At 42.5% G+C, this 26,416-nt stretch carries 21 protein-coding genes; 10 read left to right on the forward strand and 11 right to left on the reverse strand.

Annotated elements, in window-relative coordinates; all coding sequences use genetic code 11:
- Positions 1–25: 25 nt before the first annotated feature.
- Positions 26–322 (reverse strand): winged helix-turn-helix domain-containing protein, encoded by a 297-nt coding sequence (locus AAHJ11_RS18785; RefSeq protein WP_258981086.1) that lies wholly within the window; start codon positions 320–322, stop codon positions 26–28.
- On the reverse strand, positions 323–922 hold the full coding sequence (locus AAHJ11_RS18790; RefSeq protein ID WP_167511907.1) for a hypothetical protein: 600 nt from the start codon (positions 920–922) through the stop codon (positions 323–325). It lies immediately after the preceding gene.
- A gap of 253 nt (positions 923–1,175) precedes the next feature.
- On the opposite strand from AAHJ11_RS18790, the gene AAHJ11_RS18795 reads away from it, so the two are divergent.
- The 4 genes from AAHJ11_RS18795 to AAHJ11_RS18810 are packed head-to-tail and all read left to right on the forward strand — an operon-like array spanning position 1,176 to position 5,602.
- Positions 1,176–1,616 (forward strand): MarR family winged helix-turn-helix transcriptional regulator, encoded by a 441-nt coding sequence (locus AAHJ11_RS18795; RefSeq protein ID WP_148367610.1) that lies wholly within the window; start codon positions 1,176–1,178, stop codon positions 1,614–1,616.
- Positions 1,597–2,916: a TolC family protein gene (locus AAHJ11_RS18800; RefSeq protein WP_259011527.1), complete on the forward strand. Its 1,320-nt coding sequence runs from the start codon at positions 1,597–1,599 to the stop codon at positions 2,914–2,916. Before AAHJ11_RS18795 ends, AAHJ11_RS18800 begins: the two co-directional genes overlap by 20 nt.
- 14 nt (positions 2,917–2,930) lie before the next feature.
- Positions 2,931–4,001, forward strand: a complete 1,071-nt coding sequence (locus tag AAHJ11_RS18805; RefSeq protein ID WP_413579996.1) for an HlyD family secretion protein — start codon at positions 2,931–2,933, stop codon at positions 3,999–4,001.
- On the forward strand, positions 3,998–5,602 hold the full coding sequence (locus AAHJ11_RS18810) for an MFS transporter (RefSeq protein ID WP_413579998.1): 1,605 nt from the start codon (positions 3,998–4,000) through the stop codon (positions 5,600–5,602). Before AAHJ11_RS18805 ends, AAHJ11_RS18810 begins: the two co-directional genes overlap by 4 nt.
- 117 nt (positions 5,603–5,719) lie before the next feature.
- On the opposite strand, the gene AAHJ11_RS18815 is transcribed toward AAHJ11_RS18810, so the two are convergent.
- Together AAHJ11_RS18815 and AAHJ11_RS18820 are read right to left on the reverse strand one after the other, a co-directional pair.
- Positions 5,720–7,210: a UxaA family hydrolase gene (locus tag AAHJ11_RS18815; protein WP_148367613.1), complete on the reverse strand. Its 1,491-nt coding sequence runs from the start codon at positions 7,208–7,210 to the stop codon at positions 5,720–5,722.
- Between the two features lie 30 nt (positions 7,211–7,240).
- Positions 7,241–8,305: a LacI family DNA-binding transcriptional regulator gene (locus AAHJ11_RS18820; RefSeq protein WP_004308063.1), complete on the reverse strand. Its 1,065-nt coding sequence runs from the start codon at positions 8,303–8,305 to the stop codon at positions 7,241–7,243.
- 253 nt (positions 8,306–8,558) lie between these two features.
- Here AAHJ11_RS18820 and AAHJ11_RS18825 point away from each other — a divergent pair, with 253 nt between their 5' ends.
- The 3 genes from AAHJ11_RS18825 to AAHJ11_RS18835 are packed head-to-tail and all read left to right on the forward strand — an operon-like array spanning position 8,559 to position 10,716.
- Positions 8,559–9,584 (forward strand): sugar kinase, encoded by a 1,026-nt coding sequence (locus AAHJ11_RS18825; protein WP_007752090.1) that lies wholly within the window; start codon positions 8,559–8,561, stop codon positions 9,582–9,584.
- Positions 9,585–9,635: 51 nt separating this feature from the next.
- Positions 9,636–9,998 carry a four helix bundle protein gene (locus AAHJ11_RS18830; RefSeq protein WP_148367614.1) on the forward strand — a complete coding sequence of 121 codons (363 nt, stop codon included), beginning with the start codon at positions 9,636–9,638 and terminating at the stop codon, positions 9,996–9,998.
- 49 nt (positions 9,999–10,047) lie between these two features.
- A complete protein-coding gene (locus AAHJ11_RS18835; RefSeq protein WP_004300153.1) occupies positions 10,048–10,716 on the forward strand; it encodes a bifunctional 4-hydroxy-2-oxoglutarate aldolase/2-dehydro-3-deoxy-phosphogluconate aldolase in 669 nt (222 codons plus the stop codon).
- 578 nt (positions 10,717–11,294) lie between these two features.
- On the opposite strand, the gene AAHJ11_RS18840 is transcribed toward AAHJ11_RS18835, so the two are convergent.
- From AAHJ11_RS18840 to AAHJ11_RS18870, 7 genes are read right to left on the reverse strand one after another with little or no spacing between them, the layout of a single operon-like run.
- A complete protein-coding gene (locus AAHJ11_RS18840) occupies positions 11,295–11,633 on the reverse strand; it encodes a DUF2149 domain-containing protein (protein ID WP_004300151.1) in 339 nt (112 codons plus the stop codon).
- On the reverse strand, positions 11,620–12,228 hold the full coding sequence (locus AAHJ11_RS18845; protein WP_148367616.1) for a MotA/TolQ/ExbB proton channel family protein: 609 nt from the start codon (positions 12,226–12,228) through the stop codon (positions 11,620–11,622). The genes AAHJ11_RS18840 and AAHJ11_RS18845 overlap by 14 nt, the downstream gene beginning before the upstream one ends.
- A gap of 9 nt (positions 12,229–12,237) precedes the next feature.
- Positions 12,238–12,951: a hypothetical protein gene (locus AAHJ11_RS18850; RefSeq protein ID WP_195649948.1), complete on the reverse strand. Its 714-nt coding sequence runs from the start codon at positions 12,949–12,951 to the stop codon at positions 12,238–12,240.
- Between the two features lie 6 nt (positions 12,952–12,957).
- Positions 12,958–17,304, reverse strand: a complete 4,347-nt coding sequence (locus AAHJ11_RS18855) for a cobaltochelatase subunit CobN (RefSeq protein WP_413580002.1) — start codon at positions 17,302–17,304, stop codon at positions 12,958–12,960.
- Between the two features lie 38 nt (positions 17,305–17,342).
- Positions 17,343–19,490, reverse strand: a complete 2,148-nt coding sequence (locus tag AAHJ11_RS18860) for a TonB-dependent receptor (protein WP_259023135.1) — start codon at positions 19,488–19,490, stop codon at positions 17,343–17,345.
- Positions 19,487–20,170 carry an HmuY family protein gene (locus AAHJ11_RS18865; RefSeq protein ID WP_148367620.1) on the reverse strand — a complete coding sequence of 228 codons (684 nt, stop codon included), beginning with the start codon at positions 20,168–20,170 and terminating at the stop codon, positions 19,487–19,489. The genes AAHJ11_RS18860 and AAHJ11_RS18865 overlap by 4 nt, the downstream gene beginning before the upstream one ends.
- 15 nt (positions 20,171–20,185) lie before the next feature.
- Positions 20,186–21,082, reverse strand: coding sequence for a calycin-like domain-containing protein (locus AAHJ11_RS18870; RefSeq protein ID WP_148367621.1), 897 nt, complete (start codon positions 21,080–21,082; stop codon positions 20,186–20,188).
- A gap of 197 nt (positions 21,083–21,279) precedes the next feature.
- Here AAHJ11_RS18870 and AAHJ11_RS18875 point away from each other — a divergent pair, with 197 nt between their 5' ends.
- The 3 genes from AAHJ11_RS18875 (at position 21,280) to AAHJ11_RS18885 (ending at position 26,416) form a co-directional block, all read left to right on the forward strand.
- Positions 21,280–22,161 (forward strand): hypothetical protein, encoded by an 882-nt coding sequence (locus tag AAHJ11_RS18875; RefSeq protein WP_148367622.1) that lies wholly within the window; start codon positions 21,280–21,282, stop codon positions 22,159–22,161.
- Between the two features lie 189 nt (positions 22,162–22,350).
- Positions 22,351–23,250 carry a cation diffusion facilitator family transporter gene (locus tag AAHJ11_RS18880; RefSeq protein ID WP_148367623.1) on the forward strand — a complete coding sequence of 300 codons (900 nt, stop codon included), beginning with the start codon at positions 22,351–22,353 and terminating at the stop codon, positions 23,248–23,250.
- Between the two features lie 100 nt (positions 23,251–23,350).
- Positions 23,351–26,416 carry a SusC/RagA family TonB-linked outer membrane protein gene (locus tag AAHJ11_RS18885; RefSeq protein ID WP_148367624.1) on the forward strand — a complete coding sequence of 1,022 codons (3,066 nt, stop codon included), beginning with the start codon at positions 23,351–23,353 and terminating at the stop codon, positions 26,414–26,416.

The raw sequence follows: 26,416 nt of genomic DNA on the forward strand, positions 1-26,416 counted from the left end.
AGTCAGTAGTGTTTTGATGAATTATTTATTTTGATTTTAGAAATTTCTCTAAGGCTTCAATATGAGATTTGAAAGCTTCTCTGCCTTGCGGGGTTGCTTGAAAAACAGTTCGTGGCTTTCGTCCGACAAAACTTTTGTTGCATATGATATATCCCAGTTCTTCCAGGGCACGGGTGTGGCTGGCAAGATTACCGTCTGTCAGAGAGAGCTGCTCTTTCAGAAAATTGAAGTCAGCTTCCTCATTTACCATCAGAACAGCCATGATACCGAGCCGGACCTTGCTTTCGAATGCTTTATTAATATATTGGAATGCTTCTATCATTTATGATCTCTTTCTTTCGTAGTGTAAATAGAACAATATGCCATAAAGAATATGGAAACCGCCGAAACCGATGGTCCAGAACAGCAGTGAATGACCTTCCCAAAAACAATCTGCGACGCCCAGGCAAATGAAAGCATATCCTAACCATACGATGCTGGAGTAAGTAAACTTGGATACGTTGACCAGTGCCAGTCCGTAAAATAAAAGCATGACGGAGGCCAGGATGTCATAATACTCATGCATTATGATGGAAATACATAAAACACCTCCGGTCAGCATCGGAAGAGAAAAGTTCCACAATGCCCGGTAAGTGAGGCGGCTGAAAAATTTCTGTCCTGTCTTCTTGGATTTATAATAGGACAGGATGCAGGCGGTGACCGCAGCTGCTACCAATACGAGCGAGGCTATGATAGCCATCAGTTCGAGAGCAACAATTAAATGTGTGCCCGGTGTAATAACTTGTGTGGCGATGTATGCGCCAGCTAATGCGTAAATGCCCGCCATGATTGCAGCGAGACCACTGAGAGAGATAAACTTGGAGGACTTTTCCATCAACTCTTTTATCTCATTTACCGATTCTAATGCTTTATCTTTATTCATATAAAAAGTACTTTGTGATGCAAAGTAAAATAAAAGATTTCAGATGAACAAACTTTTTGCCTGAATATTTTGATGATAAAGATTTGAATGGTATGATAAAACGTTAATATATAGTTGTTTAATGGATAAATGAACGGATAATCGGGAATTATATAAAAATAGTTTGAAAATGAAATTAGTCAAACGTTTGACTAATTCAGGGGAAATACCTAACTTTGCCGCCGAAACGAAACAAGTAAAAAGAGTATAGAAAATGAGAGAAGGAGCAGAGTTTAGAGAACTCATGTTGCAGATTGTTCGTACCCGTATGGCTTTCCGCCGGTCTATGCAACGGACATTGAGAAAAAATAATGCGGGTATTACGTTTGAGATGCTTCAGGTATTGAGTAGCTTATGGCATGAGCAGGGAATTAGTCAGCAGATATTGGCGGAACGCATAGCAAAAGATAAGGCATGTCTCACCAATTTGATGAATAATCTGGAAAAGAAAGGGTATGTTTACCGGAGAGAAGATCCTGCCGACCGTCGTAATAAACTGGTGTTCCTGACCCCCGAAGGGGAAGAATTTAAAGAACAGATTCGTCCGATTCTCGATCAGGTCTATGTATACGCAGAAAAGATTATTGGTATAGAAAGCATTGAGACTATGTTGTCTGAATTAAAGAGTGTATACGATGTACTTGAAAATGTATAAGAAGTATGGGGCTGTTTTATCTTGCCTGTTTTTGGCTACTCAATCCATAAATGCACAAACAGATTCTTTGTTTCTCACTATCGATCAGCTTTTTGGACGGGGAGTACGGCATAGTCTGCAACTTCAGGCGGATGTAATGAAAGAATCCATGGCACAGGAGCGGATACGGACCGCACGGTCTGCGCAGTTACCGGAACTGCAGATCGGGCTGAAAGGGGGATTTGTAGGGCAGCCTGTTGTTTGGGAACGGGGATTATCCGATCCTTCATATCCGGAAGCACCGGACTGGTCACAAAATTATGCGATTGATCTGGCACAGCCTCTCTATCAGGGTGGTAAAATCCGAAGTGCTATTCATAAGGCGGATATAGAAAAACAAGTTGCCGAACTACAAACGTTAACTGATGAGGCAGAAATAAAGTTACGGTTACTCAATCAGTATATGAACCTGTTTAGTCTATTCAAGCAGCATGAAATATTGATGCGGAATATTGAGGAGTCGGAACTCCGGTTACGCGATATCCGACGGATGAAAAAAGAGGGGCTGATAACCAATAATGATGTATTACGGAGCGAAATGCAGTTGACTAATGACCGCCTGTCTTTGGAGGAAGTGGAAAATAGCATTGCGCTTGTATCACAGCAACTCAATATCTTGTTGGGGCAGGATGAGAACTTGTTATTACAACCGGATACAACCATTCTCTATCAGGCAGTTGCTTTGCAATCCTATGATGACTATATTGTTCAGGCGTATGAAAATGATCCGGCGATGAGGCTGCTTCGCGCACAGACAGAATTGGCAAGGAATGAAATCCGTTCTGCCCAATCCTTTTCTCTTCCCAGTGTGTCACTATATGCATCGAATACATTGGCACGTCCCGTTTCACGTACATTGGCGGATATGTATAACAATAACTGGAATGTGGGCGTATCGGTTTCCTATCCTTTATCTTCACTGTACAAGAACAATCATAAAGTAAAAGAGAGTAAACTGATGGTGTCTTTGCGGAAGAATGAAGAAGAACAGAAAATGCAGGGAATCCGCATGGATGTACGCTCTGCATTTCTACGCCACAGGGAAGCATTGCAGAGGGTAGAGGCTCTAAAACTGTCTGTCCGGCAAGCGGAAGAGAATTACCGTATTATGCAGAATCGTTATCTGAATCAACTGGCTATCCTGACTGATTTACTTGATGCGAATTCCGTCCGTTTGAATGTGGAATTGCAGCTGGTCACTGCACGCACTCGTGTGATTTATACTTATTATCAACTTCAGAAGGCTAGTGGACGTCTTTAATAAACAGAACAGATATGGCAATTGAATGGAAAGAAAAACAGAGGAAACTGAAAAAAGTAAGAGTTCGTAATATCGTTTTAAATTTAGTATGTATCTGTTTGGCCGTCTCCGGACTTTGGTGGACTGCTAATTACTTCTGGCGCTATGTGAATTACGAAGTGACTAATGATGCTTTTGTAGATCAATATGTAGCTCCTTTGAATGTCCGGGCTTCGGGTTATATCAAGGAGGTTCGTTTTAAGGAACATCAATATGTCCATCAGGGAGATACTCTGCTGGTGCTTGACAATCGTGAATATCAGATTAAGGTAAAGGAAGCGGAAGCTGCATTGTTGGATGCACATGGCTCGCAGGATGTACTTCATTCGGGTATTGAAACTTCCCATACGAATATTGCCGTGCAGGATGCCAACATTGCTGAAGCAAAAGCGAAACTCTGGCAATTGGAACAGGATTATCATCGTTTTGGACGTTTGTTGGAAGAAGAATCTGTTCCGGAACAGCAGTATGAACAAGCGAAAGCTGCTTATGAGGCAGCAAAGGCACGTTATCAGGCATTGGTTGCACAGAGACAGGCGGCATTATCACAATATGCGGAGACAAGTAAGAAAACAACCGGCACAGAGGCTGCCATTTTGCGTAAAGAAGCAGACCTGGATTTGGCTAAGCTGAATCTGTCTTATACGGTTCTCACTGCCCCTTATGATGGATATATGGGCAGGCGTACGCTTGAATCCGGTCAATATGTGCAGACCGGACAGACTATTTCTTATCTGGTGCGCAACAAGGATAAATGGATTACCGCTAATTATAAAGAAACGCAGATTGCTAATATCCATATTGGGCAGCAGGTACGTATTAAAGTAGATGCAGTGCCCGGAAAGATTTTTCACGGGGAAGTCACTGCGATTTCCGAGGCAACCGGGTCTAAATATTCCCTGGTTCCTACAGATAATTCGGCCGGCAATTTTGTAAAGGTGCAGCAGCGAATTCCCGTGCGTATCGACTTGGAAGATGTTTCTCCGGAAGAAATGGCACAGTTGAGAGCCGGGATGATGGTGGAAACAGAAGCTTTACGCAAATGATTACCATGAAGGAATTGGAGGCACCTGTTCGTCAATGGGTGCCCGATTGGCTTGGGCTTATCAGCATTTTCATCGTGATTCTTCCGGTCACTATGCTCAATGGCTCGTATACAGGCAGTATGTTGGAAGTGTCGAACACGCTGGGTACTAATTCGGAAGATATTACGATGGGGTATTACGCTGCTTCGGCGGGTATGGCTATCGCATACCCGATTATTCCTAAGGTGTTGGCAGCCTTTTCCGTGAAATCTCTGTTATTGATTGATTTAGTACTGCAATTCTTCTTGAGTTGGGTTTGTGCACGTACGCAAAACGCGGATATTTTGATTGTCTGTAGTTTTGCTGTCGGTTTCCTGAAAGGATTTCTCATGTTGTGGTTTATTCGTTATGCCCAGAAGATTTTCAGTCCGAAGAATGTGCGTAGCGAGTTCTATTCTTATTTTTATCCGTTGGTTTACGGTGGGGGACAAGTTTCGATGCTGGTAACGGCTTTACTGGCGTATCATTATAACTGGAAGTATATGTACTACTTTATGATGGTATTGATCTTGATTTCCATTCTGTTTGTTATCATCTGTTTCCGGCACAACCGTCCCAACAAAGTTGTCGCATGGTCTGATCTGCATATCCGTGAGATGTTTGTTATTTCAGCCGGGTTGCTGATGTTGATGTACGTTATCAATTATGGAAAAGTGCTCGATTGGATGGCTTCCGGCAAGATATGTATTTATATTGTAATAGCACCTATGCTGATTGCACTGTTCATCTGGTATCAGAGCCATTCGGAGAATCCTTATGTAAGTCTGGCTCCTTTATTCCAGCCCAAAGCGATTGTGGGTTATTTTTATATGATGTTCGTGATGTTTTTCAGTACATCGACCACTTTGCTGACTAACTATCTAACTGTTATTCTGAAAGTAGATACTACGCATACCTATTCTCTTTATATTTATTTGCTTCCGGGATATGTAGTCGGTGCCTTTATCTGTTTTTGGTGGTTTCGCTGGCAACGGTGGCGTTTTCGTTTTCTGATAGCGGGAGGAATGAGTTGCTTTGTGATTTTCTTTGCCATTTTGTATTTTGGCATTTCTCCGGATAGTACGTATGAGATGCTCTACCTGCCTATCTTCTTTCGCGGTTTGGGTATGTTGACTTTGATTATTGCTTTTGCCCTGTTTGCCGTGGAAGACTTGAATCCGAAATACTTGTTGTCGAATGCTTTCTTCCTGATTATTTTCCGTTCCGTGTTGGCACCTATCATGGCGACTTCTTTTTATAGTAATGTACTGTACCGACTGCAACAAAAATATATGTATTCGTTGTCGGAAACTATAACCGCTGCTGTTCCATTGTCGTCAGCACGCTATAGCCAGTCGCTGAACAATGCGATGACACAGGGGCATCCGTATGATGAGGCTGCGCAGTTGGCAACCAACTCTTTATATAATACCCTGCAACAACAAAGCCTGTTGCTGGCATTGAAAGAGATTTTGGGTTATTTGTTGGTGATATCTGTTGTCATAGCTGTGATTTCTCGTTTTATTCCTTTCCATAAAACAATCCGCGTTACGTTTAAGAAAACAGGCGATGATATGGTATAACAAAAAAAAGAGTTGCTATCCTTCACTCAATGATAAGTTGAACGGGATAGCAACTCTATTGTTTTAACAATGTATCTTTTATCTTCGATATATTTGTTGTATCAGATAGCGACCTGTTTACAAGGTTACCCCTGTTTTAAAGATAGCAATTTCGCGATAGCCTTTCTTTTCGTTGTTTACGAATTCACCGCTTGCCACTTTGATGATATAATCAATGAAGCGTTCACAAGTCTTTTCCATCGGTTCGTTTTCTACGATCACACCGGCGTTGAAGTCAATCCATCCCGGTTTGTTTTTAGCCAAGGTTGAATTGGTGGAAATCTTCATGGTCGGAACAAAAGTGCCGAAAGGAGTACCGCGTCCGGTGGTGAAAAGTACCATGTGGCATCCACTTGCTGCAAGAGTAGTGGCTGCAACCAGGTCATTGCCCGGAGCAGAAAGCAGGTTGAGTCCTTTTTTCTGTAAACGTTCGCCGTAAGGCATTACGCCGGATACATAACTCTTTCCACATTTTTGGGTACATCCCAGTGCTTTTTCTTCCAGAGTAGAGATACCACCGGCTTTGTTGCCCGGAGAGGGATTTTCACCTACAGGCTCTCCGTGTGACAGGAAGTATTCTTTGAAGTCATTAATCAGATGGACAGTCTGTTCAAACAGCTCTTCGTTTTTACAACGGTTCATCAGGATTGTTTCTGCACCGAACATTTCCGGAACTTCAGTCAATACGCTTGTGCCTCCCTGTGCAATCAGGAAATCGGAGAACATACCCAATAATGGGTTTGCCGTAATGCCGGAAAAACCGTCAGAACCACCGCACTTCAATCCCACACGAAGTTCGGACAAAGGCACATCGGTGCGTTCGTCTTTAGAAGCTTTTGCATACAAATCACGCAGGATTTCCATTCCTTCTTCATATTCGTCGCCTACCTTTTGGGTAACCATGAATTTGACGCGGTCTTCATCAAATTCGCCCAGGAATTCACGGAATACATCCGGCTGGTTATTCTCACATCCCAAGCCTACTACCAATACAGCGCCTGCATTGGGATGAAGCACCATGTCACGAAGAATCTTTTTCGTATTCTCATGGTCGTCACCAAGTTGCGAGCAACCGTAGTTGTGTGGGAAAGCGACAATGGCATCCACTCCCTTACCTTCGGTTTCGCGACGCAGTCCCTCGGCCAGTTGTCCGATGATACCGTTTACGCAACCTACAGTCGGGATAATCCATATCTCGTTTCTTACACCTACATCACCGTTTTTGCGACGGTAACCTTTGAAAGTAAGATCTTTATGAGGAATATCCAAAGAAACCTGAATCGGGTTGTACGTGTAGTCCAACAATCCGGCAAGGTTGGTTTTGATGTTCGTTTCGTTCATCCAGTCACCCTGTTTCTTTGCCATTCGTGCATGTCCGATCGGGTAACCGTACTTGATTACATTTTCACCTTCCGCAAAATTCTTTAGTGCGAATTTATGTCCGGCAGGAATATCCTCGTTCAATGTAATCTCAATGCCATCTATAGAAAGATGCTCTCCTGCCGGGAGGTTAACAATGGCAACGGCAACGTTGTCGGCAGGATTAATTCTTAAATACTTTGTTTCCATGTAATGTACTTGTAAAGTTGTACTTTGTTGTTATTTGCTATGGTAATAGTCTATTGTCTCTACTGTTAACAGATCAATGGGCATATAGTTGATACGAGTCACTTCTTTCTTGAAAATAAGATGATCGCATAGAGCTTTGATGCCATTGGCTCCTTGCAGTTCCGGCTGCTGGGCGATGAGGAAGGAGATACTTCCTTCTTTCAGGCAGGTGACATTCCGTTCCAGAAGGTCATAGCCTATCAGATTGAAGTCTTTCTTTCCACGGCTTTGCAGGTACTCGCCAACGATGTAGGCTTTAGAGTTGAAAGTGATTCCATTCTTAACCATCGGATAGGTACGGAAGAATTCGTCCAGCATCTCGTTGTCCTCGTCGTTGCGTTCGGCATGCAAGTCAAGTTCCAGTATAGTACAAGACGGATGATGTTCTTTCATGTACTGCCTAAAACCGATTTCTCTGTTCTCCTGCTGATTGGATCCTACAATTCCTTCATGTATTTTACGGAAAATCACAATTTCCTTTTCCTCCCGTGCCAGTAACATCATCATTCGAGCAGCGAAATATCCGCTTTGACGTGAATTCTGACCAAAGAAGGCGAGGGGAGGAACCTCTTTAATGTTGGAATCTATATATATATAAGGTATATCTAGTGCCTGCAACTGATCGGTGAATCCTTTCGTATATTGCGGAGCGGTAGGAGCTACCATCACTCCGTCCGGCTGCAGGGCCAGGATGGCTTCGCTGGCGTTGACGAATGAATGATAATCGTATGGATCGTAATAGTTGATTTTCACCGAAGTATTGAAATCCGAATAGGTTGCAATCGCTTCGTGAATACCGATTTCTACAGCCGTCCAGTATTCGCCTTCCAGATGTTCCGGCAGAAGGCAGATAAACGTATATTTCTTGTTGGAAGCCAGAGCGCTGGCGTACATATTGGGCTGGTAGTCAAGCTGCTTCAGAATTTCTTCTACGCGTTTTTTACTGGCCTCTGATACTCCACTACGTCCGTGAATAACGCGGTCTACTGTTCCCACTGATACATCTGCTAGACGGGCGATGTCTTTGATTCTGATCCTTTCGGGCAATTTATTCATACGATAACCTTTATTTATATAGGTTTTTGTGCTCGCACACAATAATAATCTTAATATTTTCGATACAAATATATAACAATTTTTGTAATTACGAAAATTGTTGTATCTTTGTGCCCGCACACGAAAGGTATGTGATGTTGGTTGTTTTATAGATTAATGCTCATGTAGTCAGTGTGTTAACCCCTAAAATAGGGCTGAAATGATAAATTGAAAGTTCATAATATTAATAACTTAGAATTTAAAACATAAGATTATGGGAAAGAAAGTCGTTACATTAGGCGAAATCATGCTTAGATTATCAACTCCGGGTAATACTCGTTTTGTTCAATCTGATTCTTTTGATGTAGTATATGGTGGTGGTGAAGCTAACGTTGCAGTAAGCTGTGCCAACTACGGACATGACGCTTATTTCGTAACCAAATTACCGAAACACGAAATCGGACAGTCTGCTGTTAACGCATTGCGTAAATATGGCGTAAAGACAGACTTTATTGCTCGTGGTGGCGACCGTGTAGGTATCTACTACTTGGAAACAGGTGCTTCTATGCGTCCTAGCAAGGTTATTTATGACCGTGCTCACTCTGCCATTGCTGAAGCTGACGCTGCTGATTTCGACTTTGATGCAATCATGGAAGGTGCTGACTGGTTCCACTGGTCTGGTATCACTCCGGCTATTTCTGACAAGGCTGCCGAGTTGACTCGTCTGGCTTGTGAAGCTGCAAAACGTCACGGTGTAACTGTTTCTGTTGACTTGAATTTCCGTAAGAAACTGTGGACTAAAGAAAAAGCACAGTCTATCATGAAACCGTTGATGCAGTTTGTAGACGTATGTATCGGTAACGAAGAAGATGCGGAACTTTGTCTGGGCTTCAAACCGGATGCTGACGTTGAAGCTGGTCACACAGATGCTGAAGGTTACAAAGGTATCTTCCAGCAAATGATGAAAGAATTCGGATTCAAATATGTAGTTTCTACTTTGCGCGAATCTTTCTCTGCTACTCACAACGGCTGGAAAGCTATGATCTACAACGGTGAAGAGTTCTATACTTCAAAACGTTATGATATTGATCCGATCATCGACCGTGTAGGTGGTGGTGACTCTTTCTCCGGTGGTATTATCCATGGTTTGATGACTAAACCTAATCAGGGTGCTGCTCTTGAATTTGCAGTTGCTGCATCTGCTTTGAAACATACTATCAATGGTGACTTCAACCTTGTTTCTGTAGAAGAAGTAGAAGCATTGGCTGGTGGTGACGCAAGCGGTCGCGTACAGAGATAAGGATATTTACTATTGGACAATTTACTATTTACTATTTAATACTTTTGCCTGATGACAACGGTTGAACTTAAAAATAGGCTGAAGGTATTAGCAATACGTATTATTAGATTGGTAGATAAATTGCCCAATACTCCTGCCGGTAGAGCTATCGGCAATCAGATTATTCGTTCGGGTACATCTCCTGCTGCAAATTATAGGGCAGCGTGTTTGGGAAAGTCAGATAAGGATTTTCTTAATAAATTGAAGATGGTGGAAGAAGAACTGGATGAGACTTTATATTGGCTGGAATTATTAATGGAAGTTCAATTGGTTAAACCAGAATTGATGGCTGACCTATATAAAGAAAATGAGGAGCTTTTAAAAATAATTGTTAGTTCAATAACTACTATGAAAAGTAGGATAAATGATAAATAGCAAAAGTATCAAATAGTAAATTGTAAATAATAAAATAGTAAATAATAAGATGGCAAAATTCGATAAAATAGCCGTATTAAATAAGATCGGCTCTACAGGAATGGTTCCTGTATTCTATCACAAAGACGCAGAAGTTGCAAAGAAAGTAGTAAAGGCTTGTTATGACGGTGGTGTTCGTGCTTTCGAATTCACAAACCGTGGTGACTTTGCGCAGGAAGTATTTGCTGAAATCGTTAAGTTCGCAGCAAAAGAATGTCCTGAAATGGCAATTGGTATCGGTTCTATCGTTGATCCGGCTACTGCTGCTATGTACTTGCAACTGGGCGCTAACTTCGTAGTAGGTCCGTTGTTCAACCCTGAAATAGCTAAGGTATGTAACCGTCGTTCGGTTGCTTACACTCCGGGATGCGGTTCTGTATCGGAAGTTGGTTTTGCACAGGAAGTAGGTTGCGATCTTTGCAAAGTATTCCCGGGTGATGTTTATGGAACTAACTTTGTAAAAGGCTTGATGGCTCCGATGCCATGGTCTAAGCTGATGGTAACAGGTGGGGTAGAACCTACTAAGGAAAACCTGACTGCATGGATCAAAGCCGGTGTATTCTGTGTAGGTATGGGCTCTAAACTGTTCCCGAAAGATAAGGTGGCAGCAGAAGACTGGGCTTATGTAACTGCCAAATGTGAAGAAGCTCTTGGTTATATCGCTGAAGCTCGTAAATAAGATTAGAGAGCGAAAGCTTATCTATGATAAAAAGAGGTTGATGCGACAGCCTCTTTAAAATATGCCTCGAGGGTTAGTTAGTTTAGTTAGTATATGAGGCATATTTTCATTTTGTTTAAAGGTGTTTAAAGGGGATAGGCCATCGGAATGAGTGACTCATTTCGGTGGCTTGTTTTTTTATTTCCTTTTTATATGCTGTCGATGTTCGAATATATAAATGGGCAGGAATATTAATAAGAAGCATAGAACACTGATGAGGGGCAGATAACGGTTGTAGAGATACTCTCCCTCTTGGGGAGGAGCACTTAACAAGCATCTTAAGCAATCGCAGTCCATATCCTGACTGTCATGCTGGCAAAACAAAAAGCAGAAAGTAAAGAGGACGATGCCTAATAACAGGCAGATGATTAGTAGATTTCTGCGATAATGTGCATGTCTTTTGTCGGGGTTTGATAAAGAAACCATGTTTTGTTCTGATAGTTATCAATGTAAAATGAAAGAAATAAAGGGCAGACAATGCCTGAATAGGATTGTCCTGCCCGATACTATTGATTGGTGGGAAATGTATTTTTTAATGCTTATTCCGGAACATAAATAATCTCACCGTTATCCAGTTCGTAGGCTATCCCCACTTTTCTTCCTCTTTTTCCTGAATCCTCCTCTTTCTGACCGGAAGGCTTGTAAGTATTGATTTTCTTTCCTTCCTTGGAGATGATTTCCATATTTTCCTTACCAGGGTTCTTCACGATGGTGAAATCTTCCTGTCCGAAAACTTCCGTCATATTCATGTGCATCACCATTGCTACCATCAATGCTACGGCAAATACCATCGCCACGTCGAACAGGTTTACTACTACACTTAGCGGGTCGGTATCCTCTTCTTTGAGGAATTTGCTGACTCTTCTATTTCTTTTCATTATTGGACTCTCCGGTTGTTTCGTTTAATACTCTTGATACATAATCGAGGTTGTTGACATCTTTGGCATACCAACGTTGTTTGAACTGCATGGATATCAATCCTACAGCACTAATAACCAAACCCACAACAGTCGTCGCAAATACTACCTGCATATTATATGCCATTCCGGAGATGTCTCCTGTAGAAAGTCCCACAAGTGCCGGACTCATGGAAATCAATGTTCCTATCAATCCGAGAACCGGACCTATCTTAGCCATCATTTTAGAAAGAGACACATCTTTCTCTGCTTCATTCTCGAATTTTGTTATCAGGAAGTCAGAGTAATCTGCACTGGCCGGATGGTAGAGCAGGTCGCGGAGATAGCCCATATATAGTGAATTGTCTTTGTCGGGTAAAGCTGCTTTCAAATCGTCTATCCGTGCATCTTTAATGAGTTGGTCCAGTGCTTTGTCATTTTTACGTTTGGTCATGTACATGTTGTAGGTGCCTCCGATCAAAATAAGTGAGCGAACGAACAGGCACAGCAAAATAATGATATCGGGTATAAGTAAACTGTTTGCTACCCAGAATAATAATTTAGAAATGAGTTCCATATATATTTTTTATTGATTGATTTTACTTCTTTTTTTTAATTCTCTACGTTGTAATAAAGGCCATTTCAGCTTGTTCCAGGCAAATCCGATAAGAAACAGGACAACGAACAGACCGATGGACAAGATAATAGCTTTCCAGTTGAGCGCCTCTTCGGTGGCAGCATAGGTCGTTTTCCCATTGACAGTGGTCAGTAGTCCGAGGATGCAGATGAATAAGCTGACAAGGAAATGAACTTCCAACCGGAGATCGTCTTCGGGTACAAGATACTTCATCAACCGGCTTAACAATGGGATGGCGATAACCACTGTCCCTGCTAGTGACCAGGCTGTCACTGAAAAGTCTACGCCAGGTAACCGGAAGATAGCTTCTGTGAGATAGTAGAATAATACGGGGAAAAGCAACAAGCTGGGATACCAGCGAAGTAATTCCGCCCACCATACATTTTTCTTGCCATAAAGTCCGCGTAGGAAAGCCACGCAATAGCCGAAGCAGAGTGCTGACTCAAGCGTTATGATAATAGCCATGTTTTGCAATGCTTCCGTGTTCTGCAGATAATCAGCAATCTGTGTCTTTGACTGGAGAATAGCATACTGCCAGGTGCCGGCCACAAAAAGACCGGCAATCAGGCTGTATATTACGGTTTGCCAAAGTTTCCAGAAACTGAGTTTGAAACTGCAGTTAATCACGATAAACAGCATTAATATGTGAATGATTAACTCCATATTACATTACTTTTTCCGTTTCTTTTTAAGTATTAGCAACATGACAACAAATGCTACCAGAACAATACCTGCGATAAGGCCTCCATTCAAAGAGTTTTGCTCTTCCTGTGCCCCTTGTACGGCATCGCTCGATTGTTTCTTCAATACCATGCCTCCTTTGGTCGCTTCTCCGTCCAAGGTGGCTTGTTTCATTTGTTTCAGTTCCTTGTTGTAGTTGGCTGCGGTTTGCGCATCTACTTGAGAGGCGATGAACTGCTGTAATTTGGCATTGTCTCCGGTAAATCCGCTGCCCGAAGGACCGAACTGTCTGACAAGGTCTGTATGCAGCTTGGCAATATTGGAGAGTTGCTCCGGAGAGGCTTTCCAATATCCTTTGCGGGCAGTTTCCATCATAACGGCGGTCACTTCCTGTAAAGCTGCGGGATTCTGTTTTTCAAAGAAGTCTTTTACATTCAGTTTGTATTTGTCTTTGACATATACATCATATATGTTATCCCAAAGTTCCTTGTCGATAGCAGTAGGTTTCATCACATTCCAGCCATACGTATTCGTTACAGTCTGGGCAACCTCGCTTGCAGCAGAAGAACCGCCTTTCATTTTCTCTTTGATATAGGTAGGATTCAGAATCGTTGTACGGCTTTCTACACCGACTGCTTCTTTAAGTTCCTGCATTTTCATGTTGTTGCGGTTCCGGTAGTCGCTAAGATAAGCGTCCGGGTCTTTACCGGTAACATTGCGTACGGCAAGATTCATACCTCCCATAAATTCATATACGTGGTCGAGGCTCAATGCTCCCCAAGTGTTGCTTTGGCGGGGCTGAACGACCACATCAGTACTGTTCAATGCTGCTTCAAAAGCAAATTTCTGAAAGACTTCCCAGTGTTTTTCGTCACCGTAGAAGGCTCCCATATTGTTGAGGTAAGTATCTGCAATTTCCGATTCACTTTCCCAACGGTCGCCGGATTCCACCATTCCTTGAATTCCTGTACCATACATGCCATTAGCACCTCCGAATACTCGGAAAGAAGCCATTTCGCGTGCATCTTTCGGACTGACACCCTTTTCGGTCAACACTCTTTCAGCTTCTACCACACTGGCGGCTACCTGATTTTCAAACTTGTCATCTTTCGCTGCCGCAGCCATTTCTACTGCGCGGTTAATCAGGAAGAGGCGGGAAGCAGCGATATCACGGAGTTGTCCGGAAGTCTGGACTACTACGTCGATACGCGGACGTCCCAGTTCGGCTGAAGGAATCAGTTTTAGATCACTGACACGACCGAATGCGTCACGAACAGGTTCTACTCCCAGCATATACAGTACTTGAGCAATAGTAGCCCCACCGGTTTCTATAAATTCGGAAGACCAAAGAGTATAACTCACTTTACGTGGGATTGAATCATTGTGACGTTGCTTGTAAGTATCAATCGTTTGTTTGGCTAAAGCGATACCTTTTTCCCAAGCGGATTCTGTAGGAGTTGCTTCGGCATTGATAGCATACATATTACGTCCGGTTGGTAAAGCATTCGGATTAGCAATCGGATCACCTCCGGGAGTAGGAGCGGTGTATCCACCTTCCAATGCATTCATCAGACTGCTTAACTCTTTTTCGGGACTTGTCAGAAGTGCGTTCTTGTAGTTGCCTACATTCTTGATTGTACGTTCTACTTCAGCGATGGCAAGTGCCAGCTCGATTTCTTCTTTATTGTATTCTTTCGGAGCTTTTCCCATAGCGGCCATCATGGCAGCCATACCTTGAGGTTTTTCTTTATTAGCTTTCATTCCGGCTTCCATTTTCTTCAATGCTTCCGGACTTGCTCCCATAGACTTAGCCATTTTCATAGCTTTTTCAGGATCCATGTTGGCGCCCATTTTCTTCATAGCCTCTTTCATGCTTTCGGGCATTTGACCATGAGGAGAACCCTCTTTAGAGACAGATGCCGGATGTCCTTTACCAGCTTTCTTTTCATCGGATTGTTCACTCTTTGCCGATGCAGCCATCATCATTGCCATCATACCTTTCGGAGCATTGCGGTCTGCCTCTATTTGACGAGCCTTGGCTAGTTCCTGTGCGGTGATACCGGCTGTACGACAAATCAGTTCATCTGTGGCCAGTGCAGGATTAGCGAGCAACTTTTCTACCAGATGGCGAGCAGGAGTCAAGTACTGTTGTGTAAAGAGGCTGCGATGCTTGCTAACAGCATCTGTCGCTTTACCACGTTGCTTGTCAAGAGCCAGCAGACTGTATGCGATAGGTTCTGTAGCCATTGCATAAACGGAAGAAGTGATCCGTTCCGTTTCATAAGGAACTCCCATAGTGTAGAGTTGTCCGGTGATTTTTTCGGTAGCCAGTTCTTCTGCGAAGTTTTCTACACGGGCGATTTCATCTTCCGTATATGGCTTGTTAGCAATGCTATCCAAACCTAAATCACGGTGAATTCCCATTTTCACAGTCAGCGTTTTGACAGCTAATGATTCCTGATCTTTATTCTCTTTGTGAGAGTTATTGTAAATCTTGATTTTTTCCATCAGCTCCCGATAAATGCCGCGTACACTGCTTTCAAGGAAAGGCGGAGTGAGGTACGACTGTATGGTGGCATACGAACGGCGTTTAGCCATCATTCCTTCACCAACATTACCAATAGAGTAGATATAGAAGTGCGGAACTGCTCCAACTAGGCGATCCGGCCAGTCGTTGCTGCACAATGCCACTTGTTTTCTGGGAGTAAATTCAAGACTTCCGTGTGTACCGAAATGGATCAGTGCGTCAGCCTTGAAACCATGTTGCATCCACAGATAGGAAGCAATATAAGTATGAGGAGGAGCCATATTAGTGCCATGAATCACTTGGAAGGAGTTGTCTCCGCTTCCGGCTGCATTTTGTGGCATTAAGACTACATTCCCGAATTGCAGACGGGCAATACCCAGTTTGCCGTCGTTGGTCGCCATATAATTGCCGGGGAATTCGCCGAAAGCATCCACCACTTCCTGATATTTTTCAGGGCGGAGTGACTCTTTCACCCAACTTTCATATTGATCTTTGGTGATAAGTTCGGGATGCCCTTTTTGCATAAAGTCATTAAAGGCTCCCTCTGCGTAAGAGTTGAACACAGAGCCTTGAGCCTGTATCATTTTACCCAGTTCTTCTGCATTTGCAGGCAGGCCGGATATGTTGTAACCTTCCTGTTTCATGCGGACTAGAAGATTGTATAGGGAAGGAACCACCTCCATACCGGCAGCGGTCAATGCATTTTGCCCCGGACCTTTATAATAGTAGATAGCTACCTTCTTCTCGCTGTTCGGCTTAGTATTCAGATTCAAATAATTGTTGATTGTGGATACGAAAGTTTTCAAGCGCTCGGGTACTGCATACGAATGGCGCAATCCTTCTTCATCCTCATATTGTGCAAAGAGAGCGAAAGGACGGATGGCACCGTCAATTTCCGGAGTCACGATACTTTGTGACATAAATCCTCCTACCATTCCCATCGGATCTTTCTCCCATTCATCTACCAGACTGTTGATGGTGAGTGGAGCAAACAAGAGGATGTTCTTAGTTTTCAGATAATCCACCATTTTGTCTCCCATGCGTCCGTGTGCCATGTTGATGATTGCGTCGGGCTGCACTTCGTCAATGAACGACATAAATTTCGTCATTGACTGAACCGGATAAACATTGTAACCTTCTTTTTCAAGAGCCTCAATAAGTCCGGTGGCATCAGCCATTTGTCCGGTTATCATGATTTTACGTGCTCCTTCTTTATAAAGACGGTTGTCCTTCATGAATTTCTCATAATCTGCCACGGTGAGGAACTCCAGTTCATCATCCGGGTTGGTGAGTCCGGCGTGATAGAGCATGTCGCTGGGTCTTTCTGCCGGGTCTTCCACTTCCGGTATGGAAGAGATTTTACCGTCAATAGCTTTACGGATATAATTCAGCATATTCCGGTAGTTGGTCTTTCCTCCGTTGGTCAGATAACCTCGTATCAGATTTTGTTGTACACTGTCCAGATTACAAATGTTATTGGCGGGGTTGGTAGCCATGGAAGTATATACAGGAATACCTTTGTCGGCAGCCTGTTGTATCTGTTGACGTTGTTCCTCGACGATACGCAGACCCATTCCGTTGATGAATACCATGTCGTAACCGGTCAGGCGGTCGAGGTTGTCGAGCGATACTTCACTGAGTTTGATGGATGAATTGTCGTTGGCTTTCGATATACTTCCCTGCTGTATGGTCTGGAAGTTGATGAAAGCAATCTTTGTAGGACTGAACCAGGTATTCCATACGGACATCCCTATCAGAGCTGCAGCAACGATGCATACACCTAAGATGATTTTACTTTTCTTTTTCATTTCTCTTATTTTTAGCTTTGTATGTAGTTTTATCTTTTTTATTTTTTGAAGAACCTGTCTACGTCTAATGCAAGTCCGATGGAGAAGTTAGTTCCCCGGGTATAAGGAGAGTTTGCGTCATAATAGCTCGGAACATAATTAAATATGTTGTTGACGGCCATATTCAGGCTGACTCCTTTCCAGATTCCTTGTGTCAGCGTCAGGTTCCACATCGTATATCCCGGATAAGTCACTCCGGTAGTCCCTTCATCCGGATTATTGCCCACATATTTATTGGTTTCTACTTTGGATAACGCACGTCCGTTCAGGGAAAGATTGAATTGATAATTATCCCATGATTTGCCGTATTCGATACGTGCGGTCGCTGAATGTGGGCGGGTACTGGAGAATTTCATTTGTCCGTCGCGCATAAACTCGTGGAGGTATCCGTAAGAAACACGTATTCCCAGACCACAAGGATATTTGGCGGAGGCGTTGATATCTACACCGGCGATGTCTACTTTCTCTGTATTGATATATAGCTGTGCCCATCTTCCGTCAGTGTCGCGGAATGAAGTCAGGTCGATCCGGTCATTGACAAGGTTGTAATATCCCGAAACGGTAAAATTGTAACGGTTCTTGGTATATTCCGCCGAGAGCGAGAAGTTATGGCTCGTTTCCGATTTCAGGTCGGGATTACCATAAATCATCATGGCATTTGCCATGTCGAAGTTCATATACATTTCTTTGAGGGTAGGAGAGCGGAATCCCTGTGAGTATGAACCACGGAGGGAGCAGTTGGCTATTTTGTACATCAATCCGATGTGCGGAGATATATGACGCACGTTAGATTGTGAGAAATAGTCGAAACGTACCCCGCTGATTACGTTGAAATGTTCGGTCGGGTTCCAGTCGAACTGTCCGAATGCATCTGCCGAGTGCATGGTATAACTTCCATTGTTGGTGAATTGATAAGACAATAGATAGTCACGCATATAATCTCCTCCTACGGTCAGAATGTTTTTATCGTTGAAGGTGTAATTGTAGAGTGCGCGTACGCTATGTTGCACATTGCTGTAATCGCGGACATCGTATTTGTATGAGGTCAGATAATCACTTTTATCATATTGGTCGAATGTATAGGCAACTTCCAGATTACTCATGATGTTGAAATCATAGTTGGCTTTCAGACCTCCGCTGAAATCACGATAACGGTCTTTGCTGTCTCCGGTCTTATCCCGTTCGCGGAAATAATAACCTCCGCGTGCAGTCAGTTTCAACTGTTCAATCGGTCTGTAAACAAGACGTTCTTTCACATTCCATGTGCGGTTTCCGAAGATGGTTGTCACATCTCCTTCCGGTACGTCGTAAGAATCGGACATTGTGTGTTGCACATTCGTCTGGCTGTTGAATTTACCGGCTTTGAAACTGAAAGTTCCGCCATATCGTTGGTCGTTATGTTCACCGAAGCGGCTGTTTATGTTTAAATTCCATGGGTCCTCGGAATCACGGGTGATGATGTTGATTACGCCACCTACTGCACTGGAACCATAGAGAGTAGAGGCAGCCCCTTTTACAATCTCTACCCGTTCCACGTTATCGAGGTTCAATCGGTTGTAGTCGACGTTGTTTAAAGTTTCCCCTGCCAGACGTTCACCATCTACCAGAAAGAGTACAGAGTTTCCTCCGAATCCCTGCATATTGATAGAAACCTGCTGATCCATTGAATAGGAAAACTCAATGCCCGGCAGTTCTGATTGTAATAATTGGCCTACGTTGGTTGCATCTACCTTCTTAATATCGTCTGCTGTGATTACACGAGTGATGATAGGAGCATCTTTCAGTAATTTGGGAGTACGTGTACCTGTGACAACCACTGTTCCCAGGTCAAACTGATCTTCCGACAAGCGGAAACTTAGTCTTTTCTCTTTCCCTACAGTCAGTCTTTTTTCTTGTGGTTGATAGCCTACATACGAGGCGGTGATGAGGTATGTACCGGTTCCGGGGAGTTGTAATGTATATGTTCCGTCGACGGATGTGACGGTTCCGGTTCCTTTACCTTTGATGGAAATCGTTGCACCGGGGAGAGGTTCCCCTTCTGTATCAGTAACACGTCCGCTGATGTGATAAGTTGAGTGTTGTGCTAATGTGGTGCAAGTTGCTATAAATGAAAAAAGCAATAATGATATTATAAATGTAGGTTTCATTCTTGTTGATTGGTTTCATTGTTGTTGTCCTCGAACTCAAGCGGATACTGGAAATCGAAGTCAATATATCCTTTTATACCTCTGGCATTCATGTAGTTGGTAAAACGGATTGCTGCGTATGTATTGTCTTTCAAACGTATCAAAAAAACTTGGTTTGACATGGTGTATACCGGAGGCATCGTTGCGGTATTAACGTCCAGCCAGCCGGAAAGAACAGCATTACGGTAAGACTCTGTGTAGATAATGTTTCCGTCCATCATGCCCGACATGTCAATGGCTATTTTATCGGTTGTCCATTCATCTTCTACAAAATCTTCCGCTTTAGGCAGTTTACCTGTTGCTTTAAACTCGTCGATACTTGTGTAAGTTGTTTTGTAGGCAGCACCCTCGTTGGTTTTTATATCATAACGATGAATAGCGAAATCCCATTTTTCAGGAATTTGACTCTCATATTCCTCTCCGATTTTAACGGTGCTAACCGTACGCTCCGAAAGGTTAATGTAGGCCCATTCTGTATATTCAACAGTCTTGACTTGTGAAAAGCTATTCTCCTTGATTTCCATCTCCGTTTCGATGGGGGCATCATAAATATTTTCAAATATTCCATTACAAGCAGAGAGCGACATTGCCGCTCCCAGTACTATAGTATATTTGAAAATAGCGTTCCTGCTTCTTTTCATTGCTTATTTAATCGTTTATTGTGCGCTGTTAGTATTGCTTCCAGTAAAATCTGCTGTAATGTCCCATGGCATATTTCCCGGTTTAAAAACTATAGTAATAGTAGTTGTTCCGTCTGACTTAACAGTACCACTTAAACTCGTACCGGTGATTGCCAGAATTTCTCCTGTAGTCTTTTGGGTGTCTGCTTCAAAGCTATCGATATTGAGTGAGTAACTACCGTCGTTTGCTTTAGTAACATTTACTCCCTTTACGGTGAACTTTTCAAAATAATTCATAGAACCACTTGTGTTATTGAAGCCGCTAATTGTAACATCTACTGTACTGCCTGTTGGGTTTTCGATGATAACTTTGCAATCCTCAGTAGATTCAGTGGTATTTCCTCCTGAAATAGTGACTGAAAGAGATAAATTAGTTTGGTATTTATAAGTATCTTTTATATAATAACCAACAGGAGTTTCTCCTTGTATGAAATCAATCTCCATTTTTCCCATAGGTACAGGAATATCAACATTGGCTTTCAAACTTAACACTTTAGAACCATCTACACTACCTTCTAATGTGTAGTCGTAGCTACCGCCTGTGCTGCCGCCCATAGACATGGCAACTTCACCGGAACCGCTGAAAGATTTATTAGAAGAAAGTTTTAAATTATTCAGAGTGAAATCTCCGGATCCGGATTTATATACCAAATTGATGGTACCATCTTCGTTGGCAGTGATTGTTGCAGTGGATTCATCCCCCAACAAATAATCAGAGAACATATTGCATGCGCCGACTGAATAACCTTTATAAGCTCCTGCTATTTCTTTGGCAAGATTAGATTCATCGTCGTCGTTGTCGCTACAAGAAACGAAAGTAGAAGAAAGAGATAGTGCCATAAGGGCAACCATCCAAAAGTTTAAGATTTTCATACTTAATTTTGATAGATAATGATTAATTAAATTTCCAGCTGCAAAGTTACAGGGATATATATACAGGGGAAATACCTAAAAGAAATGAAAAAATGAAAGGGCTTTAATTATAAGTAGGTATTGGGAGGAGTGGTTTAACTCGTTATTTTTGCAGTCTTTTACTAAATTGATGATTAAAAACTCAAAATAAGAAGAAAATGAAAGGTGGTTACAGTAGAAAAAGTGTATTGACAGGGATTACTTCTTTCCTGATTGTATTGTTTACTATGCCGTTGGGGCATGCATTAATGATTTTTATGGAGCATGTGCTCTCATCCACAGCTCTTCACTATGCGGCTTTCACGATGGGAGCAGCAGGTCTGGTGATGGTGATTATTGGAGTGTTTGCAAAAGGAGATACACGACAGACGTTATGGGGATTATTCGGAGGACTACTCTTTTGGACCGGATGGATAGAGTTTATCTACGTATATTATGCACATCGTTATGAAGTGCAACCATTGCTGAACGCTGCCGGTGAAGTCGTGACAAAACCGGAATATTTAATTATGCCTTCCTCCTTCGGTTTTTGGGTGATGTTTATGCTGATTTACATTTTCAGTATAAAAAGCGGATGCGACTTCTTTACCTATCTTCAAAAAGTCTTTTTCCGTAAGAGTACCACCACGATTGTAGTACGGCCGATGACACGTCATACCTCGATTGTTACTTTTATGGAGTTAAATCTCATCATGTGGACGAGCTATCTCGTGCTACTCTTCTGTTATGATGAGAATTTTGTCGGCGAGCATAGTCCTGTTACTGCTATAGTTGCTTTCGGCTGTCTGGCAGGTTCGTTTTTTATGTTTAAACGCCTGTTGAAAATCACTCAATGGGGATATGCCATGCGCTTTTCTATTGCTACGGTAGTAGTGTTCTGGACTTTTGTAGAAGTATTGGGACGCTGGAATATCTTTCATGAAATATGGGTAGAACCAATGGCATATACGACAGAGATGATTACGATACTTTTGGCTTTCTTTGTTCTGTTGGCATTTCTGTTCTACCAGTCTGCTAAAAAGAAGAATAGTCATAACTAAAATATAGAATCAGAAATTATGTTAGAAAAACGATTGCTCGGAGAAGGAATACATATACGTTATATGGTAGACCGGAACAAATTTCTGGAAAAACTTGCCAGCCGTTAATACTGCCAAAAGCGGAAAGGGATGAACTAATCTCCTGATAAGATGTTTTTTATATAATTAGATATAATAACAATATATATAATGGAACCTCATCATCACGAACATAGTCATCGTTTGACATCGCTCAATAAAGCTTTTATCATAGGTATTGCTCTGAATATTACTTTTGTCATAGTAGAATTCGGAGTAGGATTTTATTATAATTCTTTGGGGTTACTTTCCGATGCCGGGCATAATTTGGGTGATGTAGCCAGTCTGGTGCTTGCCATGTTAGCTTTCCGGTTGGAGAAAGTTCACCCTAATAGTCGTTACACGTATGGATATAAGAAGAGTACGATACTTGTTTCTTTATTAAATGCAGTTATACTGTTGGTTGCTGTCGGCATTATTATTGCCGAGAGCATAGACAAATTATTTCATCCGGTTTCGGTTGATGGTTCCGCTATCGCATGGACAGCTGGGGTGGGAGTGGTCATCAATGCGCTTACTGCATGGCTTTTCATGAAAGATAAAGATAAGGACCTGAATGTGAAAGGAGCCTACTTGCACATGGCAGCAGATACACTGGTATCTGTCGGTGTAGTTGCTTCCGGTATTATTATTACGTATACGGGATGGAGTATCATTGACCCGATTATCGGACTTGGCATTGCTGTTATTATTATTGTCTCTACCTGGGGATTGCTTCACGATAGCCTCCGGTTGTCATTGGATGGAGTGCCGGTGGGGATAGATGCTCAAAAGATACAGCAACTTATCATGGAACAGCCCGGTGTGGAGAATTGCCATCATCTACATATCTGGGCATTGAGCACAACGGAAACTGCCCTGACAGCCCATGTTGTCATTGATGACGTAGAGAGAATGGAAGAGATAAAATGTTCAATTAAAAATAAGTTGGAAGAAGCGGATATTCATCATGTGACACTCGAATTTGAAGATAAAAGTATCTCTTGTGAAACTAAAAATAACTGTTATTAGGTATTACTAAGAAATAATATAGCAATTTGTTGCGATTGTCCGGGCCGCATTAAGTATTTAATTTTGCGGTCCGGATAATTGTTTATAACAAAACGCTAAAATGAGAGCATTTATTATTTCTTTTTTTGTAGTTATTTTCATTTCTGCCATTAGTTTTCAAGCTACCTATGCCCAACAAAAAGACATTGTGCTGACCGGTATGGTCACAGATCATCAGGGAGAACCGCTTCCTGGCGCTACGGTTCGTATTGGAAATACTCAATTTGGTACGGTGACTGATGCTAACGGACGCTATCAGTTGCGTGGAAGATGGAAAAAAGGAGACATGATTATCTTCTCCTTTATCGGAATGAAAGATGTCCGTGAAAAGTATACGGGACAGAATATACAGGATGCAGCTATGCAGCAGGATGCCAAATCATTGGATGAGGTGGTCGTGGTGGCACGGCAGAATATCAATGAGTTGGATATTCGTGCAAAATCCGGTGTAGTGCAGAATGTAGATATGGGACGTCTGAATAGCAAACCTATGATTGATATGTCGTTAGCATTGCAAGGAAGTGTTCCCGGACTGATTGTTACCAATACAGGTGATTTGGGCTCGAAGCCGGAAATTCGTATTCGTGGAAACTCGTCTTTTCGCGAAGGGGATGCTGCGAATGAACCACTATATGTAATGGACGGACAGGTAATCTCATCCGATGCCTTTATGACCCTTAACCCGGCGGACATTAAAGAAATAAAGGTGTTGAAAGATGCTGTGGCATGTGCCTTGTATGGTATCAAAGCCGCCAATGGAGTAATAGAAATCACTTCCTTGCGCGGGAATCCCGATGGACGTACAACTACCAGTTACAGTTTCAATATGGGTATTACTACTCGTGGACGCAGGGGAGTCGAGATGATGGATACGGACGAGAAACTGGAACTGGAGCGCCGATTACAAAATCGTTCTACTCCCGGTTATCGGTACAGTGAGGATTACTATAGGAAGTATTTCGCCAATGATCCGAATTTGAACCAAATGATAGCCGAAGGGCAGGGAATACTCGATTCTTTGCGCACCATTCATACTGACTGGTTCGACGAACTGATTCATTTAAATACCTATCAACGTCATAATCTGAGTGTCAGAGGCGGATCGGAAAAAACGTCTTATTATGTATCTGCCAATTATGCCCAGCAAGGAGGACGTGTGCCGGGGAATGATACACATCGTTTTACTGCCACTATGAGCCTTGACCAGCAACTGGGTAGGGTGGGATATTTATCATTAAGTGCCAATGCGGGATATTCTGAAACAGATACGCCGAATGGAAGTTCATATTCTCCTACCGATTTGATCTATCAACTCAATCCTTATGAAACAAAGACGGGAAAATTAGTTTCTTTTTCTAATGAAACTTCAGATTACACTTATAATGATTTGCTAAGTCAGTACAACAGTAAATCGACAGACAAACGCGGTGGAGTAAGTGGGAGTTTGAATTTGGAACCTCTGAAAGGATTGAGTATCGATGCTGTAGCAGGTATTGATATGCTTTTGAATGAAGGCATGACGCTGGTGCCTTCTACTTCTATCAGCGAACGAAACAGCGGGGTGGATGAAGCAGAGCGTGGAAAGCTCTCCAAAGAGAAAAACGTGACAACGAATGTTTCATCGAATGTCCGCATCACTTATAACAAGATATTTGCGGAGAAACATGATTTTACTATTGGCGGGAATATGGATTATTATATGACGGATGCGGATAATGTTTCTATTACAGGATATGGAGTGGGTACGCAAATGTCACCATCCGCTATCAACCAGTCTATTTCCGGTAATAGAAAACCTGTGGTCGGTTCTTATAAGGAAAAGACTGCCCAACTGGGAGTGGGGCTGGTGATGGGATATAGTTTTGATAATACTTACGATCTTTTCGCGACCTACAAAGCGGACGCTTCTTCTATCCTTCCTGAATCCAAACGTTGGAATGCCGCATGGGCTATCGGTTTGGGATGGACGATCAGCCAGTATCCTTTTCTGAAAGATAATAATGTAATCTCCCGCTTGAACTTGAAGGCTTCTTACGGGCGAATGGCTAATTTGGCGGGAGTGTCTGCTTCATCAACGATTGGTACTTTTTCTTATTCGACTGATTATTATGGAAATGCACGTCTCCTGCAGTTACTCGCACTTTATAATACCGATCTGAAAGCGGAGCAGACAGCATCTACGGATATTAGTTTGTCGGTTGAACTATTCAAACGTCTGACTTTGGACGCCAACATTTACCGGCGTGAGACAAGCGATGCTTTGCTTGATGTTCCGGTTCCGTTGTCTAATGGATTCAGCACGATGAAACGCAATATTGGCGTGCTGCGCAATGAAGGCTACGAATTGAGCGCTTCCCTGAAAGTACTTGATACTTCTGATTGGCGTCTTTCGCTACGCGGATCACTGGCGTACAATCGTAATAAGGTAGTCGATTTATATTATGCCGATCGCTTATATGCAAGTGAAGAAGCTATTATTCCTGATTATGAGATAGGAAAATCGTATGATATGATTTATGGATTGAAGTCGTTGGGGATTAACCCGATTACAGGCCTTCCCGTATTTCAGGGAGCAGACGGGCGCGAAATACCAGCCACGGAAAATCCGTCGAAAGAGAACATTGTAGCTTTGGGTCATGCGACCCCTCCTTACAGTGGTATATTCAATTTAAGTTTTTCTTATCGTGATTTTGATTTGGATATGGATTTCTATTATGTATTTGGCGGAGTTAAATCTTATAGTTATTCATACGTCCGCTCTTCCGATGACGCTAATAAAAATGCCATAAAAGGGCAATTGCAGAATATGTGGTTTGAGAAAGGAGATGAAGGAAAGACGTACCATTCTCCTTTTTACAGTTCTTCGGCTATCGCCTCACTGGATTATCCGAATACGGAAACTGTTGGAAAGAGTGATTATCTGAAACTGTCAATGGTGTCATTGCGTTATCGTGTTCCGCACACATTTCTGGAGAAGAACTGTAATTTCATTAAATATGCCAACGTTGCTTTCCAGGCATCCAATCTGTTTATGATTACTCCTTATAAGGAATCTGATCCGGAAACAGGTTCGTTGGCGGGTACGATGCAGCCAGTGTTAACCATTAATTTGAGTTTGACTTTCTAA

Origin of the sequence: Bacteroides sp. 90-K9/2 (assembly GCF_047310725.1) — a bacterium.
Taxonomy (GTDB): domain Bacteria; phylum Bacteroidota; class Bacteroidia; order Bacteroidales; family Bacteroidaceae; genus Bacteroides; species Bacteroides vicugnae.

Bases quoted from the DNA above. Each gene is read 5' to 3' on its own strand.
- AAHJ11_RS18850 (WP_195649948.1), bottom strand. From the start codon at position 12,951: ATGGAGTTAATCATTCACATATTAATGCTGTTTATCGTGATTAACTGC.
- AAHJ11_RS18855 (WP_413580002.1), bottom strand. From the start codon at position 17,304: ATGAAAAAGAAAAGTAAAATCATCTTAGGTGTATGCATCGTTGCTGCA.
- AAHJ11_RS18815 (WP_148367613.1), bottom strand. From the start codon at position 7,210: ATGGAAACAAAGTATTTAAGAATTAATCCTGCCGACAACGTTGCCGTT.
- AAHJ11_RS18875 (WP_148367622.1), top strand. From the start codon at position 21,280: ATGAAAGGTGGTTACAGTAGAAAAAGTGTATTGACAGGGATTACTTCT.
- AAHJ11_RS18885 (WP_148367624.1), top strand. From the start codon at position 23,351: ATGAGAGCATTTATTATTTCTTTTTTTGTAGTTATTTTCATTTCTGCC.
- AAHJ11_RS18830 (WP_148367614.1), top strand. From the start codon at position 9,636: ATGACAACGGTTGAACTTAAAAATAGGCTGAAGGTATTAGCAATACGT.
- AAHJ11_RS18790 (WP_167511907.1), bottom strand. From the start codon at position 922: ATGAATAAAGATAAAGCATTAGAATCGGTAAATGAGATAAAAGAGTTG.
- AAHJ11_RS18870 (WP_148367621.1), bottom strand. From the start codon at position 21,082: ATGAAAATCTTAAACTTTTGGATGGTTGCCCTTATGGCACTATCTCTT.
- AAHJ11_RS18820 (WP_004308063.1), bottom strand. From the start codon at position 8,305: ATGAATAAATTGCCCGAAAGGATCAGAATCAAAGACATCGCCCGTCTA.
- AAHJ11_RS18800 (WP_259011527.1), top strand. From the start codon at position 1,597: ATGTACTTGAAAATGTATAAGAAGTATGGGGCTGTTTTATCTTGCCTG.
- AAHJ11_RS18845 (WP_148367616.1), bottom strand. From the start codon at position 12,228: ATGGAACTCATTTCTAAATTATTATTCTGGGTAGCAAACAGTTTACTT.
- AAHJ11_RS18805 (WP_413579996.1), top strand. From the start codon at position 2,931: ATGGCAATTGAATGGAAAGAAAAACAGAGGAAACTGAAAAAAGTAAGA.
- AAHJ11_RS18835 (WP_004300153.1), top strand. From the start codon at position 10,048: ATGGCAAAATTCGATAAAATAGCCGTATTAAATAAGATCGGCTCTACA.
- AAHJ11_RS18860 (WP_259023135.1), bottom strand. From the start codon at position 19,490: ATGAAACCTACATTTATAATATCATTATTGCTTTTTTCATTTATAGCA.
- AAHJ11_RS18865 (WP_148367620.1), bottom strand. From the start codon at position 20,170: ATGAAAAGAAGCAGGAACGCTATTTTCAAATATACTATAGTACTGGGA.
- AAHJ11_RS18785 (WP_258981086.1), bottom strand. From the start codon at position 322: ATGATAGAAGCATTCCAATATATTAATAAAGCATTCGAAAGCAAGGTC.
- AAHJ11_RS18825 (WP_007752090.1), top strand. From the start codon at position 8,559: ATGGGAAAGAAAGTCGTTACATTAGGCGAAATCATGCTTAGATTATCA.
- AAHJ11_RS18810 (WP_413579998.1), top strand. From the start codon at position 3,998: ATGATTACCATGAAGGAATTGGAGGCACCTGTTCGTCAATGGGTGCCC.
- AAHJ11_RS18880 (WP_148367623.1), top strand. From the start codon at position 22,351: ATGGAACCTCATCATCACGAACATAGTCATCGTTTGACATCGCTCAAT.
- AAHJ11_RS18795 (WP_148367610.1), top strand. From the start codon at position 1,176: ATGAGAGAAGGAGCAGAGTTTAGAGAACTCATGTTGCAGATTGTTCGT.
- AAHJ11_RS18840 (WP_004300151.1), bottom strand. From the start codon at position 11,633: ATGAAAAGAAATAGAAGAGTCAGCAAATTCCTCAAAGAAGAGGATACC.